Source organism: Nocardioides marmotae, assembly GCF_013177455.1.
Classification (GTDB): domain Bacteria; phylum Actinomycetota; class Actinomycetes; order Propionibacteriales; family Nocardioidaceae; genus Nocardioides; species Nocardioides marmotae.
In genome coordinates this window covers 889,968-907,828 of the sequence record NZ_CP053660.1, presented here as the reverse complement: position 1 = coordinate 907,828, position 17,861 = coordinate 889,968, and the positions used below count along the sequence as shown (strand labels likewise).

Below are 17,861 nucleotides of genomic sequence, written 5' to 3'. Positions count from 1 at the left end.
GCTAGCGGGGTCAGCCCCCCGCCGGCGTGACCTCGGTCAGCGCGGAGCTGGGCTGGAACGTCGGCCGCTTGTCGAGGTCCTCGCGGCCGGGCCGGACGAACTCGAAGCTCGCGGTCGTCGCCAGCACCCACGCCCCCGGCGGCGCGTCGAGGCCGAGCAGCGGCTCGCCGACCGACGCGTACGCCGCCAGCAGGGCCTCCGCGCAGGACAGGTGCGCCGGGGGCAGGTGGAAGGCGAGCCGGTCGACCTCGGTGCGCGTGCCGAGGAAGGCCAGCGGCCGCCCGAGCGTGGCGCCGCAGACACCGCAGACCCGGCTCAGTGCACACTGGGTCACCCGGCGCTTGTCCAGGCCGCGGGCCGAGAGGTTGCTGCCGGCCGGCCGGTCGCCGTACCCGACGTCGGTGCCGGCCGCGAACGGCACCGGCACCCCCAGGTCGGGGTCCCGCGGGAGCTCGCCGAACGCGCGTGGGGCGGGATCCATCAGTCGTGGCTCCTCTCCCGAGGCGACCGGGAGTAGACGCCCAGCTCGGCACGGCGCGGCTGCCGCTCGGAGTCGGACTTCCGGCGGCGGTCCTTGGACGGCTCGTTCGCGGTGTCGGAGCGCTCCGGCGGCGCGGGGTCGTTGCTGGTGGTCCAGCTGTTGGGGACCGAGAGCTTGATGATCGTCCGCAGCGCCTGCCCGTACTGCCGGTGGAGCGGGCCGGTGGTGTAGGGGATGTCGTACTTCTCGCACAGCGCGCGGACCTTGACCGAGATCTCGGCGTACCGGTTGCTGGGCAGGTCCGGGAAGAGGTGGTGCTCGATCTGGAAGCCGAGGTTGCCGCTCATGACGTGCAGCAGCGGGCCACCCTTGAAGTTGGCGGCGCCGAGGACCTGGCGCAGGTACCACTCCGCGCGGGTCTCGTCCTCGAGCTCCTCCTCGGTGAAGTGCATCGCCCCGTCGGGGAAGTGGCCGCAGAAGATGATCACGTAGGACCACAGGTTGCGCGCGAGGTTGGCCGAGGCGTTGGCGACCGCGACCTCCTTCCAGCGCGGCCCGGACAGCGCCGGGTAGACGACGTAGTCCTTGAGCACCTGGTTGCGGCCCTTGCGGAAGATCTGCTTGAGCTGCCGCTTCATCTCCTGCGGGTCCTTCTCGCCCTTGCGGATCCGCTCGAGGTCGAGGTCGTGGAGGGCGACGCCCCACTGGAAGAGCGTGGCGAGCAGCGCGTTGTAGACCGGCTGGCCCAGGTAGTAGGGGTGCCAGCGCTGCTCGCGGGCCATCCGCAGGATGCCGTAGCCGATGTCGTTGTCGTGGCCGAGCACGTTGGTGAACTGGTGGTGGATGTAGTTGTGGGAGTGCTTCCACTGCTCGGCGGGCTGCGCGGTGTCCCACTCCCAGTTCGAGGAGTGGATCTCCGGGTCGTTCATCCAGTCCCACTGGCCGTGCATGACGTTGTGGCCGATTTCCATGTTCTCGAGGATCTTGGCCAGGCCGAGGAACGTCGCGCCCGCGACGAGCGCGGGCTTCTTCGCGCGGGGCGCCCAGCGCCCGCCCCAGGTGCCGGCGAGCATGGAGACCCGGCCGGCCGTCGCGAGGCCGCGCTGGATCTTGATCAGCCGGTTGATGTACGCCGCGTCGGCGGCGCCGCGGGACTCCTCGACCTCCTGCCGGATCGCGTCGAGCTCGCGGCCGATCTGCTCCACCTCCTCCTCGGTGAGGTGGGTGTACTCCTTGACGTCCGCGATGGCCATCGGGTCTCCCGTGCAGTCGTGGTGGGTCGTGCCTGCTGGCTGATGGTGGTGCCTGGGTCAGATGTCGAGGGTGCAGTCGCCGACGGCGGCGGTGACGCAGGTCTGCACCGGCTCGTTGGGCTGGCCGAACTCGTCGCCGCTGCGCAGGTCGCGCACGGTGCCCTCGACGAGGGTCAGGGTGCAGGTGTGGCAGATGCCCATCCGGCAGCCGTACGGCATGCCGACGCCGGCCTGCTCGCCTGCCTCGAGCACGGTCGTCGCGCCGTCGACGTCGACGGACTTGCCGGAGTTGCGGAAGGTGATGGTGCCGCCCTCACCGCCCTCGCCGCCGAGCTTGAGCGAGAATCGCTCGAGGTGCAGCTGCTCCTCGAGGCCGGCCTGCTCGAAGTGCTCGGTGATCGCGTCGAGCATCGGGCCGGGCCCGCACGCCCAGGTCTCGCGCTCACGCCAGTCCGGGCAGATCCCGTCGAGGCCCCGCTCGGGGTGGTCGAGCTCGAGCATGCCGTCGGTGTCGGTGTGCAGCTGGTGCAGGGTGAGCCGCTCGTGCTTCGCGGCCAGGGCCTCGAGCTCCTCGCGGAAGATCATCCGCTCCGGCGTCGGCGAGGAGTAGTGCATGACCACGTCGGGTGCGTCCGCGCCGTCGAGGGTGCCGCGGCGGTCGAGGGTCCGCAGCATCGACATCACCGGCGTGACGCCGCTGCCCGCGACGAGGAACAGCATCCGCGGCGGCGGCGGGTCCGGCAGGGTGAAGTCGCCGTCGGGGAGCGCGAGCCGCAGGATCGTGCCGGGCTCGAGGCCGTTGACCAGGTGGGAGGAGAGCTTCCCCTCGGGCATCGCCCGGACGGTGATCGCGATGGTGCGGCCCTTGCGCCGGGGCGCGGAGGACACCGAGTACGAGCGCCACTGGAACTTGCCGTCGACCTGGATCCCGATGCCGACGTACTGGCCGGGGCGGTGGCGGTAGCGCCAGCCCCACCCGGGCCGGATGACGAGCGTGGCCGCGTCATCGGTCTCCGGCACGACCTCCTCGACCCGGCCGCGCAGCTCGCGCGACGTCCACAGGGGGTTGAGGAACCGCAGGTAGTCGTCCGGGTCCAGCGGCGTGGTCAAGGTGTGGCCCGCCCTGCGGACCCGCTCCCACGGAATCGTGCCTGCCATGTCGCCCCCCATACCCCAGTGACATCAGTCGCACGCCTCAGTGAACACATGTGTTCTGGACCGGTCAACCGGGCGTCCACCCCGCGGCGCGTGCTGGGGCCCCGCCGTACGCTGGGCGGCATGGGTTACCAGGTGGAGAAGACCGACGCCGAGTGGCGCGAGGAGCTGTCCCCGGAGGAGTACGCCGTGCTCCGCCAGGCGGGCACCGAGCGGGCGTTCACCGGTGAGTACACCGACACCGAGACGACCGGGGTCTACCGCTGCCGCGCCTGCCAGGCCGAGCTGTTCACCTCCGACACCAAGTTCCACTCCGGGTGCGGCTGGCCGTCGTTCTACCAGCCGATCTCGGACACGATCGAGTACATCGAGGACACCTCCCACGGCATGAAGCGGGTCGAGGTCCGCTGCGCCGGCTGCGGCTCGCACCTCGGGCACGTCTTCCCCGACGGGTACGGCACCCCCACCGGCGACCGCTACTGCATCAACTCGATCAGCCTGACCCTCGAGCCGGTCACCCAGCCCTCGACCCAGGGCTGATCCGGCGCCGCCGGCGCTGCAGGAGTCCCCGGTTACCCGGGGACTCCCGCACATCTCAGGGGAGATCTGCCCCGATATGTGCAGGGGTCCCCTGAGATGTCCGCCGTCGCGGACCGATCAGGTCCCCGCTCAGTCGACCGGCACGAGCGCGGAGGAGACGACCACGGTGCCGGCGCCGTGGGCCCGGTCGACCCACGCCTGGATCGTGCCGTCGTCGGCGACCACGTCGACGCGCACCCGGTCCTCCGAGGCGCCGGCGGAGAGCATGCCCGGCAGGTCGAGGACGGCGTCCTGCACCGCACGCAGCTCGCGCTCGGTGTGGCGGGCGCCGCCGACCACGCACAGCGGCCCATCCCACACCCCACGCAGGGTCGCCTCGGCGTCGGCCAGCTCGGCCGGGTCGTCGGTGGCGAGCCGGACGGTGACCACCACCGGCGAGGACGAGGAGTCGACCCAGGCCTCGTTGTAGCGGGGCAGGCGCTGGGCCGCCCGGAACACCGCGGGCCTCCCGCCCGCGGCACCCGGCGAGCCCTGGTTCGCCCACCCGCCCGGAGGCGCTGGGCACGGTGGCGTGAAGTCGCGGTCCGCCTCGGCGGCGGGGTCCGCGCCGGCCGGCGGCTCCCAGGCGTCACCCGGCACGACCTCCGAGGGCGTGAACGACGTCCCGTCGAAGGTCCCCCGCACCGCGAAGGCGCCCCAGCGCACGCCGGACTGCTCCTCGTAGGCCCCGGCGTGCTCGGCCCAGTCCCACCCGACCAGCGGGGGTCCGTCGCACTGCGGCGGCAAGGAGGTGGCGACGCCACCCAGGCACAGCTCGGCGCCGTCCCCGTCGTCGAGGACCGTCACCGGGTACCGCGTGGTCACCTCACCGGCGAGCGCCGGGACCGCGGTCGGACGGGTGGTCGGGGCCGGATCCGCCGGGCTCGAGGGCGCCGACCCTGCGGTGGTGCCGGGGTCCTCCCCGCACCCGGCCAGGACCAGCAGCAGGGCGGGCAGGGAGAGACGCAGGACGGGTCGCATGCCCGTACGACGCCGTCCCCACCGCCGCGGTTCCGGCCTCCCGCCCGGCCTCGTGATGCTCAGCGTGCGCCCTGGCGCACGCTGGGCATCACGAGGCGATCAGGGGCAGGCGATCAGGGCAGGCGGTCGACCAGCTCGGCGACCGGGGTGAGCGCGCCGGTGTAGAACGGCACCTCCTCGCGGACGTGGCGGCGGGCGTCGGAGCCGCGCAGGTGCCGCATCAGGTCCACGATCCGGTAGAGCTCGTCGGCCTCGAAGGCGAGCATCCACTCGTAGTCGCCGAGGGCGAAGCTCGCGACGGTGTTGGCGCGGACGTCGACGTAGTCGCGGGCCATCTTGCCGTGCTCGGCGAGCATCCGGCGGCGCTCGCCGTCGTCGAGGAGGTACCACTCGTAGGAGCGGACGAACGGGTAGACGCAGATGTGCCGCTTGGGCTCCTCGTCGTTGAGGAACGCCGGGACGTGGCTCTTGTTGAACTCCGCGGGGCGGTGCAGCGCCATCTGCGACCACACCGGCTCCAGGCGGGAGCCGAAGGCCGTGCGGCGGAAGCGGTGGTAGGCCGCCTGGAGGTCCTGGGAGTCGGCGGCGTGCCACCAGACCATGACGTCGGCGTCGGCGCGCAGGCCGCTGACGTCGTACACGCCGCGCACCACGACGTCGCCCTCGGCGAGCTCGGCGAAGAGCTTCTCGACCTCCGCGCCCTCGGCCGCGCGGTCGGCGTCGCCGAGGACGTCGCGCAGCCGGAAGACCGACCACATCGTGTAGCGGATCGAGTCGTTGATCTCGCGGACCCGGGCGGCGTTCGACTTGGTGTCAGGGGCGGTCTCGGTCATGGCTCCATTGTGCCGGTCCGCCTCCCGCCGCCCGCTGTCGACCCGATCACCCCAGGTCGCGCACGGCGCGGTGCGCGGAGGCGATGACGGCGGGGATCCCGACCCCGTCGTACGACGCCCCGCAGACCGCCAGCCCGGGGACCGCGTCCAGGGCCGCCCGGGCCCGGGCGACCCGGTCGAGGTGGCCGACGGCGTACTGCGGGAGGCCGCCGCCCCACCGCTGCACGTGCACGTCCACCGGCCGCGCGGTGAGCCCGGTGGCCTCGGCGAGCTCGACCAGCGACCACGCGACGAGCTCCTCGTCGGTCGCCTGCAGCGCGACCTCGTCGCCGTGCCGGCCCAGCGAGGTGCGCAGGTGCACCAGCCCCTGCTCGGCGCCGGCCGCGCGCACCCAGTCCCACTTGGCGAAGGAGAAGGTCGAGGCCTTGATCCGCCGCCCCTCGACAGGCGGCACCAGGAAGCCCGAGGAGCCGGCGTCGACGACGGGGGCGGCGTCCGCGACGCGGAAGGCGAAGGTCACCACGACCACCGAGGCGGTCTCGATCCCGGCCACCTCCGCCGCGGCGACCGGCGCGACCTCGCCGAGCAGCCGGGCGGTCGGCGCGGCGGGCGTGGCCAGCACGACGGCGTCGGCCTCGACCAGCTCGGGCGCCGTGGTCGCCCCGCAGGTCAGCGCGAAGCCGCCGCCGGCGCGGTGGGCGAGCGCGCGCACGGTGACCCCGAGCCGCACCGGCAGCCGCGCGGCGAGCGCCTCGGGCAGCCGGCCCATGCCGCCGGGGAGGCCGGCGAAGACGGGGGCGTCGTACGTCGTCGGCACGGCCGCCGCCTGCTCGAGGATCGAGCCGCGGGCGGCGTACGCGACCAGCTGCGGGACCGCGGCCCGGGCCGAGATCTCCCGGGCCCGGCCCGCGTAGACCCCGCCGAGCAGCGGCTCGACCAGCCGGTCGGTGACCTCCGGGCCGAAGCGCCGGTCGACGAGGTCGCCCACGGAGACGTCGCCGCGGACCTCCTCGGGGCCGAGCGACGGCTCGGCGCGGACCCGGGCCAGACCCTCCTCGCTGAGCACGCCGGAGGAGGCGAGCTGGTCGAGGTCGAGCGGAACGCCCATGAGCGAGCGGGGCAGCGGGCGCAGGGCACCGCGGGTCCAGATCCGGGAGGCCGCCAGCGCCGGGTGCTCGACCTCGAGGCCGAGCTCGCGGGCCAGGTCGACGCCCTCGGGGCGGCGGTTGAGCATCGCCTCGGCGCCGACGTCGACGACCGTGCCGGCGACCTCGGTGCGGCGGATCTTGCCGCCGACCTCCCCGGTGGCCTCGAGCACCACGACCTCGTCGCCGGCGGCGGCGAGGTCGTGGGCTGCGGTGAGGCCGGCGATGCCGGCCCCGACGACGACGGTGCGGCGAGGGCTACCCACGGCCCCAGGCTAGGCGGCTGTGGGCACCGCTCAGGCGCTGGCCTCGAGCCGGCCGAAGCCGGAGCGGTGGAAGACCAGCGGCAGGGAGGTGTCCGCGCTCTCCACCGAATGCAGGCGCAGGAGCACGAGCGTGTGGTCGCCGGCGACGACCTCCTCGTGGATGGAGCAGTCGAAGCGGGCCAGGCCCTCGTCGAGCAGCACCGCGCCGTCCTCGGTGGTGTGCAGCCCGATGCCGGTGAAGCGCTCTGCGACCGGCCCGGCGAGCTGGCGGCAGATCGTGCCCTGGTGCGAGGCGAGGATGGTGACCCCGAGGTGCGCGGCCCGCCGCAGCGTCGGCCAGGTCTTGGAGGTGTTGGCGACCGAGAACGACACCAGCGGCGGGTCCAGGCTCACCGAGGTGAACGAGCTGGCGGCCAGGCCGACCGGCTCGCCGTCCACCTCGGCGGCGACGGCCACGACACCGGTCGGGAAGATCCCGAACGCCTCCCGCAGCCGGGTCGGGTCGAGGTCCTGGTTGGTCGTCAGGGGCGTGACGCCGGCGATCGGCTGCCCGGTCGGTGCGGTGGTCATGCGGGGGCTCCTGTCCGGGAGAGGGCGGCGGCGACGCGAGGGCGGGCCTCGGCCAGCCACGCGGCGTACGCCGCGGGGTCGTCGTGGGCGTCGTCGAGCACGTAGAGCGCACGGGTCGGCACGGTGCCGCCGATCTCGGTCAGCAGCGGCCGCAGCGCGACCTCGGGCGCCAGCGCGTGGGCCGGGCCGGCGCCGAGCATCAGCGGGACGGCCACGCCGCGCAGGCCCGTGGTGGAGAACCGGTCGAGGAAGAGCTTGAGCAGCCCGGTGTACGTCGCCTTGTAGGTCGGGCTGGCCACGACGACCAGGTCCGCGGCGCCGACCTCCTCGACCAGCCCGCGCACCTCGGCGTCCGACCAGTCCAGGAGCGCCGGGCCGAGGACGGCCAGGTCGACCACCAGGTCGGGGTCGGCGCCGGACAGCTCGCGGGCGACGTACGTCGCGGCGTGCAGGGTGCGCGAGGCCGGCTTGGGGTTCCCGACGACGACGGCGACCCTCCCGAGGCCGGTCGCTGTCCCGGTCACGAGGCCGCCCTGCTCGCCCCTCCGGCGGCGCCGAACGGGACGGCGGCCGACCCGGTGGCCTGCGGGGCCGGGTGCTGCCAGAGCCCGCGGCGCGTGAGCTCGGGCAGGACGCCCTCGCCGAACCAGTAGGACTCCTCCAGGTGCGGGTAGCCGGAGAGCACGAACTCCTCGATGCCGACCGCGACGTACTGCTCGACGAGGTCGGCGATCTCGCTGTGGCTGCCGACCATCGCGGTGCCGGCGCCGCCGCGGACCAGGCCGACGCCCGCCCACAGGTTCGGGTGGATCTCCAGGCCCTCCTTGCTGCCGCCGTTGAGCTCGAGCATCTTCTGCTGGCCCACCGACTCGCTGCGCTTGAGCCCCGCCTGGACCTTCGCGATCTGCTCGTCGTCGATGCCGGCGAGCAGCCGGTCCGCCTCGGCCCACGCCGCCTCGGAGGTGTCGCGGGCGATGGTGTGCAGGCGGATGCCGAACCGCATCTCGCGGCCCTCCGCCTTGGCCAGGCCCTTGATCCAGTCGATCTTCTCCGCGACGGCGGCCGGCGGCTCGCCCCAGGTGAGGTAGACGTCGGCGTGCTTGGCCGCGACCGTGCCGGCGGCCGGCGAGGAGCCGCCGAAGTAGATCTCCGGCAGCGGGTCGGGGCGCTGGGCGAGGTAGGCGTCCTCGACGGAGTGGTGCTTGCCGGTGAAGGTCACCGTCTCCCCCCGCCACAGCGCCCGCACGATGTGCAGGAACTCATCGGCGCGCTCGTAGCGGCCGTCCTTGTCCAGGAAGTCACCGAACATCCGCTGCTCGTGACTCTCCCCGCCGGTGACGACGTTGAGCAGCAGCCGGCCGCCGGAGAGGTTCTGGAAGGTGCCGGCCATCTGCGCGGCCAGGAACGGCGCGGTCAGCCCGGGTCGGAGCGCGACGAGGAACTTCAGCCGCTCCGAGAGGCTGCTGAGCATCGCGGTGGACACCCAGGCGTCCTCGCACCAGGCACCGGTCGGGGTGAGCGCGGCCTCGAAGCCGAGCTGCTCGGCGCTGCGCGCGATCTGGCCGAGGTACGGCACGGTCGCGGGCCGGCCGGCGGCGCCGGCGGACACGCCGTGGCCGCCGCCGACGACCTGCCGGCCGTCGCCGCCGTTGGTGGGCAGGAACCAGTGGAACTTCAAGGACATCTCGTCACTCCTGTGGGTGCGGTGCGGGTACGTCGCGTGGGGGCCGCGGGTGGGAACCGGGCTGGGAACCGAGGTGCTCAGACCTGGCCGTGGTTGGGCGGGAACACCCCGTCGAGGGCGTGCCGCCCGAGGTGCTGGACCTTCCAGGCGGCCGGGTCGTGGAGCGTGTGCGTGCGGGCGTTGCGCCAGTGCCGGTGCAGGTTGAGGCCGTCGAGCGCCGAGCGGGTGCCGGCGACCTCGAAGAGCCGGCTGGAGACCTCCACCGAGGCCTGCGTCGTCGAGGCGCGGGCCGCGGCGACGGCGAGGCTGGCCCGGCCGGCGGACTCCTCGGTGAGGTCGGCGTTCGCGCGGTCGACCGCGCGGGCCGCCTCGGCGAGGAGCGCCTCGCAGGCGCGGACCTGCACCTCCATCTGGCCGAAGGCGTGGACGACCAGCGGGTCGTCGGCGTGGCGCTGCACGCCGGCGTCGGGGTAGGGCCGGGACCTGCTGGTCACGAAGGCCGCGGCCTCGCTCAGCGCGGCGCGGGCGATGCCGGCGTCGAGCGCGGCGTGGAGCACCTGCGCGAAGGCGCCGTACGTCTGGGGGCCCTCGAAGGTGAGGTGGTAGGGGGTGATCCGCGCGTCGTCGACGCGCACGCCGGCCAGGCGCACCGTGCCGCTCGCGGTGGTCCGCTGCCCCATGCCGTCCCAGTCGTCGACGATCGTCATGCCCGGGGCGCTCCGCTCGACCCAGGCGACGTGCATCGGCCCGTCGACGCCGAGGTGGGCGAGCACGGGGATCCAGTCGGCGAAGAGCGCGCCGGTGCTGTAGCCCTTCTCGCCGTTCAGCAGCCAGCCGCCGTCGGCGGCGGGGGTCAGCGTGGTGCGGTGCTCGCGCACATGGGCGGTGCCGACCTCGGACTGGGCGTTGCCGAACCGCTTGCCGGCGAGCACCTCGCCGAAGAAGAACGCCTGCTGCGCCGGCGTGCCGCGGTGGCGCAGCGCGTTGACGTACACGAAGTGGCTGTGCGGGATCTGGGCGATGCTCGGGTCCCCGGCCGCGAGGAGGCGGAAGACCTCGGTGACCACGGAGGTGGGGAGGTCGGGGCCGCCGTGCTCGGCGGGCACGGTGATCGCGAGCAGGCCGGAGGAGGTGAGGAGGTCGACCTCCTCGGCGGGGAGGACCCGCTCGGCGTCGCGCTCGGCGGCACCGTCGGCGAGACGGCGGCCGATCTTGGTGGCCACCTCGATCGCCGCGCCGGCGTCGAGCACCGGCACCCGGCCGGCGCCGATCACCGCGAACGAGCCGGTCTGGGGGTCATCGGACGCGAGGTTCGTCGACACGGTCGGTCCACCTTCCTGGTCCGTGGGGCGTTGCTGGCGCTCCGGGATGCTCGAGCCTTGATGACTATGTCGATGAGATTGGTCGAAATAAGCGCCGAGTGCAAGCCGACGCGGCCCGAAGCGCGCGAGGAAGCCGCGAGCGGGTGACAGGCAGGGCCTTCCACCGGACCGTGCGCGGCGCCCGCCGGACACCGCCGCGCGCGCCGCGCCACGACGGGCCGTCGACCCTGCACTAAAGTCGACCGTGTCGACTGACTTTACCGAGCACCTGTCGGGGCTCGCGACCTCGCTGGAGGAGCCTCGTGCGGATCGAACAGCTGGAGTACCTCGCCGCCGTGACCCAGCACGGCTCGCTGCGTCGGGCCAGCGAGCGGCTGCACATCTCCCAGCCCGCGCTGTCGGAGGCCCTCACCAAGCTCGAGCGCGAGCTGGGCGTCACCCTGCTGGACCGCCGCCGCTCCGGCGCCCGGATCAGCCGCCAGGGCCAGGACCTGCTGCAGAACATGGTCGACGTGCTCGAGGCCGTCGACCGGCTCCGCCAGGCCGCCGGCGACCAGGGCACCGCGACCCGGCTGCTGCGGATCGGCACCGTGAACGCCGCCACCTCCACCCTCCTCGTCCCGGCGCTGCGGCTCTTCCAGGACCGGCACCCCGGCGCGACCGTCGAGGTGCTCGACGCCCAGCAGCCCGAGATCCACCAGGGCGTCGTCGAGGGCTCGCTCGACCTCGGCCTGGTCAACGTGCTCGCCGGGGACGACGCGCCCGCCGACCTCGCCGGTACCGCGCTCGTGCACGGCCGCCCGGTCGTCGTCCTCCCCCTCGGCCACCCGCTGGCCGCCCAGCCCGCGGTGACCATCGACCAGCTGCGCGAGGAGCGGTTCGTGGCGATGCGCGCGGGCTACCTCATGCACCGCTTCGCCCACCGGCTCTTCGAGGGCCGGATGCCCCGACGCTGCCACACCACCGACGGCGCCGAGATGGGCAAGCTGATGGTCGCCGAGGGCCTCGGCATCACCGTGCTGCCCGACTACAGCGTGGTCGGCGACCCGCTCGAGCGCACCGGGCTGCTCGTCTGCCGCCCGATCGCCGGCGACGAGACGGCCGTGACCCTGGTGCTGCGCCACCGCGAGGGCCAGCTGCCCGGGCGGGTCCGCGACCTGCGCGCCGCGCTCGTCGAGGTCGCGCGCGGGCGTCGTACGCCGGAGCCCACCGGAACCGTGATGGAGGTCGTGCCGTCCCAGACGGCATGACCACGTACCGCCGGGCCGGCCACCGGGTCGCCGCCGCCCTCGTCACCGCCACCACCCTCGCCGCCCTCGCCGCGCTGACCGGCTGCGGCGGCGGGGCGTCGGACTCCGACTCCTCCGGCTCCACCGCCGACGTCGCCGCCTCCTCGGGCTCCGACGGGGGCGAGGCACCCGCCGCGGCGGCCCGCGAGGCCAACGGGTTCGTCGCCGACGACGCCGCCGGCAGCGCCGCCGTGGACGCCGTGGACGCCGCATCCGCTCGGAAGGTGATCTCGACCGGCAACGTCGCCCTGCGGGCCGACGACGTCGGCGAGGCCCGTTTCGAGGTGCAGAAGGTCGTCGACCGGTACGGCGGGGAGGTCGCCGAGGAGCAGACCGCGACCGACGACGACGGCGAGGTCAAGCGGTCCCGGCTCGTGCTGCGGGTCCCCTCCGACCGCTTCGACGACGCCGTCGAGTCGCTGAAGGGGGCCGCGGAGCTGGTCACCGCCGGCACGACCAGCGAGGACGTGACCACCAAGGTCCTCGACGTCGACATCCGGGTCCGGGTCCAGCGCCGCAGCATCCGGCGGGTCGAGCTGCTGCTGGACCGGGCGCAGTCGATCCGCGACATCGTCGCCATCGAGGCCCAGCTCTCCCGCCGGCAGGCCGCCCTCGCATCCCTGGAGAAGCAGCAGGACTACCTCGCCGACCAGACCGCGATGTCCACGATCACCGTCTCCCTCGAGCGGACGCCCCGGGAGCCCGCGGCCGCGCAGGCCGACGACGACGCCGGCTTCCTCAGCGGCCTCTCCGCCGGGTGGCACGGCCTGGTCGCCACCGCCCTCGCGGTCGCCACCGTGGCCGGCGCGCTGCTGCCGTTCCTCGCCACCGGGCTGCTGCTCGGCCTGCCGGCCTGGCTCCTCCTCAAGCGCCTGCGTCGCCGGCCCGTCGCCGCGGACTGACCGGCGTGGGCTGATCGGCGCGGGCTGACCGGCGTGGGCTCGTCGCGGGTTGACCGGCGCGGGCTCGTCGCGTCGTTTCATCAAGGTATGCAGCCGAACCGGCACTTCCCACGTGGAGCTCACCTGGGGAAGTGACCATTCAGCGACATCCCTTGATGAACATTTGCCGCCGCGGGGCGCGGGTGTCGGAGTCCCCGGTTAACCGGGGACCCCTGCACTTATCGGGGCAGATCTCCCCTGAGAAGTGCAGGGGTCGCGTCAACGACGGGACGGATGGGGCTGGTGAGGCCACGCCGGCCGTGTCCCCAGTGGTCGTGTGCCCCAGGACGCGGAGCAGCGCGTTCCCAGGCACACGACCGGGGGTGACAGCCGCCGGAGGACGGGTACGCCGCGCAGGTCGGGGCCGGAGGCGGACGACGGGCGGGCAGGCCCGGTCGTGGTTGGGTCTGGCGGGCCGGAGCGAGGCACGAGCGCAGGCCTGGTAGACCGGGCCTGCCCGTCCGGCGGGAGCCGCAGGCCGCGACCACCACCAGCACCCCCGGCGTACGCCGACACGAGCCCGCGCAGGCGGATGACCGCGGCACAGGCCGTAGCTCGGCTCACCGGGTTTCGACACGCTCGCTGGCGCTCGCTGCTCAACCAGCGGGTGGGGCTGGCGGTCGCCTGCTCAACCAGCGAGGGGCGCCGGCCTTCGCTGCTCAACCAGCGGGTGGGACCGGCGCTCGCCTGATCGAGCAAGCGGCGGCGGGGGCGGTCAGGTGAGCGGGTAGGACTGCACGAACTCGGTGAGCCGCTCGAGCTGGGCGGGGTCGGTGGAGGGGATGACCCCGTGGCCGAGGTTGAAGATGTGCCCCTTCGCGGCGCGGCCGGCCTCGATCACCTCGGCGGCGCGGCGGGTCATCACCTCGGTCGGCGCGAAGACGAGGGTCGGGTCGAGGTTGCCCTGGACGCCGCGGTCGCCGACGACGCCGATCGCGGAGCCGAGCGGCGTGCGCCAGTCGACGCCGACCACGTCGGCGCCCGCCTCGCCCATGAGGCCGAGCAGGTTGGAGGTGCCGACGCCGAAGTGGATCCGCGGCACGCCGAGCTCGCCGGCCGCGGCCAGCACGCGCGCGGAGTGCGGCATGACGTGCTCGGCGTAGTCGGCCGGGGTGAGCGCGCCCGCCCAGGAGTCGAAGAGCTGGACGGCCGAGGCGCCCGCGGTGACCTGCACCGAGAGGTACGCCGAGGCGATGCCGGCGATCTTGCGCATGAGCGCGTCCCAGACCTCCGGGGCGCCGAACATCATCGCCTTGGTCTTCGCGTGCTCCTTCGACGGCCCGCCCTCGACGAGGTAGGACGCCACGGTGAACGGCGCCCCGGCGAACCCGATGAGCGGGGTCGCGCCGAGCTCGCCGACCAGCGACCGCACCGCGGCGGTGATGAACGGGACGTGCTCGGGGGTCAGGTCCGGGATGGCCTCGACGTCGGCCAGGGTGCGCACCGGCGAGGCGACGACCGGCCCGACGCCGGGCTTGATGTCCAGGTCGACCCCGACCGCCTTGAGCGGCAGCACGATGTCGGAGAAGAAGATGGCCGCGTCGACGCCGTACCGGCGCACCGGCTGCAGGGTGATCTCGGTGACCAGGTCGGGGTCCATGCAGGACTCGAGCATGCCGACGCCCTCGCGGACGCGGAGGTACTCCGGCAGCGAGCGGCCCGCCTGGCGCATGTACCAGACCGGCGTGTGCGGCACGGGCTCCCCGCGGGCTGCCTTCAAGAAGGCGCTGTCGGCGAGACCGGGATGACGGTTGGCGCTGCTCACGACCACAAGCCTCGCACCCGCCCCGGCGTGTTCGCACATCGGTTCGAGGCCCTGCGACCTACTGTGGGCCCATGGTCGTGCGTCAGGAGGCGCATCCGGGGACGGGTGCGGCGGCGAGCCCCCCGCAGTTCCGGGACGCCGTGGCGAGCATGCGCACCGCGCGGCTCCGCCCGGAGGTCTTCTGCGAGGAGATGCCCGCGCCCCAGCGGATCGCGCCGTACGCCGCCGCGCTGAGCGCCGACGTCACCGTGGACGGCACCGACGTGGGCACCGGCCGGATCATCGCGCTGCACGACCCCGACGGCAACGACGTGTGGGACGGCACGTTCCGCTGCGTGGCCTACGCCCGCGCCGAGATCGAGGTCGACATGGTCAGCGACCCGATGCTGGCCGAGGTCGGCTGGTCGTGGTTGACCGAGGCGCTCGACGCCCACGGGGCGACGTACGCGATGGCCTCCGGCACGGTCACCCGGGTGGCCACCGAGAGCTTCGGCGGCATGGCCGACGAGGTCGGCACGGCGCAGCTGGAGATCCGCGCGTCCTGGACGCCCGGCGTGCCCGCCGGCTCCGCCCCCGGCACGACGCCCGACCTCGGCCCCCACGTCGAGGCCTGGGGCGAGCTGCTGTGCACCGCGGTCGGGCTGCCCCCCGTGCCCGACGGCGTGAGCGTCATGCCGAGCCGCCGCGGTCAGCGCGGCCCCGCCCGGTGACGGGCGAGAGGCCCGAGCAGGCCGCGCCGGACGAGCGCGGGGATGCCGTCGGGCAGGACCCTGCGCCCCAGCCGGACCCCGCACCCGAGCCGGAGCGCGAGCCGTCCCCGCTGCTGACCCTGCGCGACGGGCTGCCGCCCGTGGTCGACACCGCCGAGGCGCTCGCCGAGGTGTGCGCCGCCCTGGCCGCCGGCACCGGACCGGTCGCGATCGACGCCGAGCGGGCGTCGGGCTACCGCTACTCCAACCGCGCCTACCTCGTCCAGCTGCGCCGCGAGGGCGCCGGCACCGCGCTGGTCGACCCCATCGCCTTCGACGACCTCGCGCCGCTCCAGGAGGCTCTCGAGGGCACCGAGTGGATCCTGCACGCCGCCACCCAGGACCTCCCCTGCCTCGCCGAGATCGGCCTCACGCCGACCTCGCTGTTCGACACCGAGCTGGCCGGGCGGCTGCTGGGCTACCCACGGGTGGGCCTGGCCACGCTGGTCGAGACCGTGCTCGGCTTCTCCATGAAGAAGGAGCACTCCGCGGTCGACTGGTCGACCCGGCCCCTGCCCGAGCCGTGGCTGGAGTACGCCGCGCTCGACGTCGAGGTGCTCGTCGAGCTGCGCGACGCGATCGCCGCGGAGCTGGTCGCCCAGGGCAAGGACGAGTGGGCGCGGCAGGAGTTCGACCACCTCCGCAGCTTCGAGGTCCCGCCGCGGGTGGACGCCTGGCGACGTACGTCGGGGCTCCACCGGGTCCGCGGGCGCCGGGCGCTCGGCGCCGTCAAGGCCCTGTGGGAGCTGCGCGACCAGCTCGCCGAGCAGCGCGACGTCACCCCGGGCCGGATCATCCCCGACGCCGCGATCATCGCCGCCGCGACCGCCCTGCCGACCGACCGCGCGGCGCTGCTGGCGACCAAGGGGTTCCACGGCCGCGGCGCCGAGCGGTACGCCAACCGCTGGATCGCCGCGCTGCGCGAGGTCGCCGAGATGGACGAGGCCGACCTGCCCGCTCGCGCCCCGCGCGGCGACGGACCGCCGCTGCCGCGCGCCTGGGCCGAGAAGGACCCCGTCGCCGCGGACCGGCTCCAGCTGGCCCGCGAGGCGATGGCCGCGCTCGCCGAGGAGCACGGCCTGCCGGTCGAGAACCTGCTGACCCCCGACTACCTGCGCCGGACCCTGTGGACCCCGCCGGCCACCCGCGAGCCCGGCGAGCTGCTCGACGCCGTCGCCGCGGTCCTCCAGGGGTACGGCGCCCGCTCGTGGCAGATCGCCTTCACCGCGCCGGTCCTCACCCGCGCGATCCTCGACGCCGACGCCCGCGCCGAGGCCCCTGCCGAGGCCCCTGCTGAGGCCCCTGCTGAGGCCCCTGCCGACGCCGCCGCCGAGGCCCCCGCAGACGGCCCCGCCGCGGACTGACCGCCACCCTCGGCCGTCGGTCCCCGCGGAGAACCGCCCCGAGGATCAGTCCTCGGTCGACTCCTCGTCCGAGGGGCTGGCTGACTCACTGGCTGACTCACTGGGCGACTCGGTGGGCTCCTCGAAGTCCGGGTCGAGGACGCGCTGGGAGTTCAGGTCGATCTGCTCGGTGACCGCATCGAGGTCGAGGTCGGGGGCCGAGGTGACCAGGGAGCGGATGTCGTCGCGGACGGCCGCGTCGAGCTCGGGCCAGGAGTCGAGCAGCGGCGGGACGCGCAGCGCGCGGATGGAGTCGGTGAAGACCTCCGAGTGCAGGGGCAGCCGGCCGGGCTGCACGAAGTCCTCGGAGTAGGCGACCTCGAGGTTGGCCGGGACGAGGTAGCCCGCGCGGACCACCCGGGTCACCGACTCGGTCGAGGTGGCGTGGACGAGGAAGTCGGCGCCCTCGGCGGTGCTGGCGGCGTCCTGGGACAGGCACAGCCCCGAGAGCTCGCCGACGGTGGCGTAGCTGCCCAGCGTGGGGATCGGCATCACGTCGAAGTCCAGGCCCTGCACCTGGCGCAGCACCGGCACCAGCGAGCGGTCGCCGATCATCATCCCGAGCCGGCCGCGCTCGAACCAGGTCTGCGGGGTCGCCCGCTGCAGCTGCTTCTCGCTCAGGGTCAGCTGGGGGTTGCGCAGCAGCTCCAGGGTGCGCGCGAGCGCCTCACGGCTGCCGTCGCTGGCGAAGGCGAGCGAGGTCGGGTCGGTTTCGCTGTCGAAGACCGCGCCGCCGCCGCTCTCGATGAACGGCGCCAGGCCGGACAGCGTGGGGTCGACGTGCACCCCGCGGGTCCGCTTGCGGGGGCGGGTGGCGAAGTCGGCCGCGGCGACGAACTCCTCGAAGTTCCACCGCGTGTCGTTCTCGTCGGCCGGCGCGGGCAGCCCGCGGTTGCGCATCCGCTCGAAGTCGACGAGCTCGGTGTTGTAGAAGACGACAGCCGGCGAGATGCCGTACGGCATGCACTGCAGCCGCGCGTCGTAGGAGAAGGCCTGCAGCGCGTCGCGGGAGTAGTTGTCGCCGAACTCGGTGCCGCGCTCGTCGAGCAGCTCGTCGACCGGCTGGGTGATCCCCTCGTCGACGAGCCACTTCAGGTCGCGGCGGGAGGCCAGGAAGACGTCGGGGACCTTGCCGCCGGCCTGCAGCGCGTCGACGAGCTCCTCGCGGTCCTCCCACGAGCGCAGCTCGACCTGGCTCTCCTGGGAGCGCGCGTTGTAGGTGTCGACCATCGCCTGGTACGCCGCCACCTCCTCGTCGTTGCCCCACACGCCGAACAGCAGGCGGTCCGGCGGGGCGGCCCGGGTCGGGTCGGGCGCGGGCGGGTCGGCGTCGTCGGTGCACCCGGTCAGGCCGAGCCCCAGCGCCAGGACCACCAGCGCGGCCAGACCCGCTCGCGTGCTCCGCCGTCCTCGTCGCCGCAGCACGGCACCCTCCTTGCTCTCGG

The 17,861-nt window shown here is 74.2% G+C and carries 17 protein-coding genes; 5 read left to right on the top strand and 12 right to left on the bottom strand.

The window, feature by feature from the left end:
- Positions 1-10: 10 nt before the first annotated feature.
- From HPC71_RS04285 to HPC71_RS04275, 3 genes are read right to left on the bottom strand one after another with little or no spacing between them, the layout of a single operon-like run.
- On the bottom strand, positions 11-481 hold the full coding sequence (locus HPC71_RS04285; protein WP_154613850.1) for a hypothetical protein: 471 nt from the start codon (positions 479-481) through the stop codon (positions 11-13).
- Entirely contained in the window at positions 481-1,734 is a 1,254-nt protein-coding gene (locus HPC71_RS04280; protein ID WP_154613849.1) for a fatty acid desaturase family protein, read from the bottom strand. The genes HPC71_RS04285 and HPC71_RS04280 overlap by 1 nt, the downstream gene beginning before the upstream one ends.
- A gap of 57 nt (positions 1,735-1,791) precedes the next feature.
- On the bottom strand, positions 1,792-2,892 hold the full coding sequence (locus tag HPC71_RS04275; RefSeq protein WP_154613848.1) for a ferredoxin reductase: 1,101 nt from the start codon (positions 2,890-2,892) through the stop codon (positions 1,792-1,794).
- A 120-nt stretch (positions 2,893-3,012) separates the two neighbouring features.
- On the opposite strand from HPC71_RS04275, the gene msrB reads away from it, so the two are divergent.
- Complete coding sequence (msrB, locus tag HPC71_RS04270; protein ID WP_154613847.1) at positions 3,013-3,429, top strand: peptide-methionine (R)-S-oxide reductase MsrB; 417 nt, start codon at positions 3,013-3,015, stop codon at positions 3,427-3,429.
- Positions 3,430-3,558: 129 nt separating this feature from the next.
- On the opposite strand, the gene HPC71_RS04265 is transcribed toward msrB, so the two are convergent.
- The 7 genes from HPC71_RS04265 to HPC71_RS04235 form a co-directional block, all read right to left on the bottom strand.
- The gene (locus tag HPC71_RS04265; protein ID WP_154613846.1) at positions 3,559-4,449 is read right to left on the bottom strand and encodes a hypothetical protein; all 891 of its coding nucleotides are present in this window, start codon (positions 4,447-4,449) and stop codon (positions 3,559-3,561) included.
- 113 nt (positions 4,450-4,562) lie between these two features.
- Positions 4,563-5,282 (bottom strand): hydrogen peroxide-dependent heme synthase, encoded by a 720-nt coding sequence (gene hemQ, locus HPC71_RS04260; protein ID WP_154613845.1) that lies wholly within the window; start codon positions 5,280-5,282, stop codon positions 4,563-4,565.
- 46 nt (positions 5,283-5,328) lie between these two features.
- On the bottom strand, positions 5,329-6,693 hold the full coding sequence (hemG, locus tag HPC71_RS04255) for a protoporphyrinogen oxidase (RefSeq protein WP_171896148.1): 1,365 nt from the start codon (positions 6,691-6,693) through the stop codon (positions 5,329-5,331).
- Positions 6,694-6,723: 30 nt separating this feature from the next.
- Complete coding sequence (locus tag HPC71_RS04250) at positions 6,724-7,263, bottom strand: flavin reductase family protein (protein WP_154613844.1); 540 nt, start codon at positions 7,261-7,263, stop codon at positions 6,724-6,726.
- Positions 7,260-7,787 (bottom strand): NADPH-dependent FMN reductase, encoded by a 528-nt coding sequence (locus tag HPC71_RS04245; RefSeq protein ID WP_171896146.1) that lies wholly within the window; start codon positions 7,785-7,787, stop codon positions 7,260-7,262. Before HPC71_RS04245 ends, HPC71_RS04250 begins: the two co-directional genes overlap by 4 nt.
- A complete protein-coding gene (locus HPC71_RS04240; protein WP_154613843.1) occupies positions 7,784-8,947 on the bottom strand; it encodes an LLM class flavin-dependent oxidoreductase in 1,164 nt (387 codons plus the stop codon). The genes HPC71_RS04245 and HPC71_RS04240 overlap by 4 nt, the downstream gene beginning before the upstream one ends.
- A gap of 77 nt (positions 8,948-9,024) precedes the next feature.
- Positions 9,025-10,269 carry an SfnB family sulfur acquisition oxidoreductase gene (locus HPC71_RS04235; protein WP_253943893.1) on the bottom strand — a complete coding sequence of 415 codons (1,245 nt, stop codon included), beginning with the start codon at positions 10,267-10,269 and terminating at the stop codon, positions 9,025-9,027.
- Positions 10,270-10,571: 302 nt separating this feature from the next.
- On the opposite strand from HPC71_RS04235, the gene HPC71_RS04230 reads away from it, so the two are divergent.
- A complete protein-coding gene (locus HPC71_RS04230; RefSeq protein ID WP_171896144.1) occupies positions 10,572-11,519 on the top strand; it encodes a LysR family transcriptional regulator in 948 nt (315 codons plus the stop codon).
- Entirely contained in the window at positions 11,516-12,460 is a 945-nt protein-coding gene (locus tag HPC71_RS04225) for a DUF4349 domain-containing protein (protein ID WP_154613841.1), read from the top strand. Before HPC71_RS04230 ends, HPC71_RS04225 begins: the two co-directional genes overlap by 4 nt.
- 754 nt (positions 12,461-13,214) lie before the next feature.
- Here HPC71_RS04225 and hemE read toward each other — a convergent pair.
- On the bottom strand, positions 13,215-14,264 hold the full coding sequence (hemE, locus tag HPC71_RS04220) for a uroporphyrinogen decarboxylase (protein ID WP_216656545.1): 1,050 nt from the start codon (positions 14,262-14,264) through the stop codon (positions 13,215-13,217).
- A 71-nt stretch (positions 14,265-14,335) separates the two neighbouring features.
- Here hemE and HPC71_RS04215 point away from each other — a divergent pair, with 71 nt between their 5' ends.
- Both HPC71_RS04215 and HPC71_RS04210 read left to right on the top strand, forming a co-directional pair.
- Positions 14,336-14,974, top strand: coding sequence for a DUF3000 domain-containing protein (locus HPC71_RS04215; RefSeq protein WP_154613840.1), 639 nt, complete (start codon positions 14,336-14,338; stop codon positions 14,972-14,974).
- Positions 14,971-16,377, top strand: a complete 1,407-nt coding sequence (locus HPC71_RS04210) for an HRDC domain-containing protein (RefSeq protein ID WP_171896141.1) — start codon at positions 14,971-14,973, stop codon at positions 16,375-16,377. The genes HPC71_RS04215 and HPC71_RS04210 overlap by 4 nt, the downstream gene beginning before the upstream one ends.
- Before the next feature lie 45 nt (positions 16,378-16,422).
- Here HPC71_RS04210 and HPC71_RS04205 read toward each other — a convergent pair whose 3' ends face one another.
- Positions 16,423-17,841: an extracellular solute-binding protein gene (locus HPC71_RS04205; protein WP_154613839.1), complete on the bottom strand. Its 1,419-nt coding sequence runs from the start codon at positions 17,839-17,841 to the stop codon at positions 16,423-16,425.
- Positions 17,842-17,861: the final 20 nt, after the last annotated feature.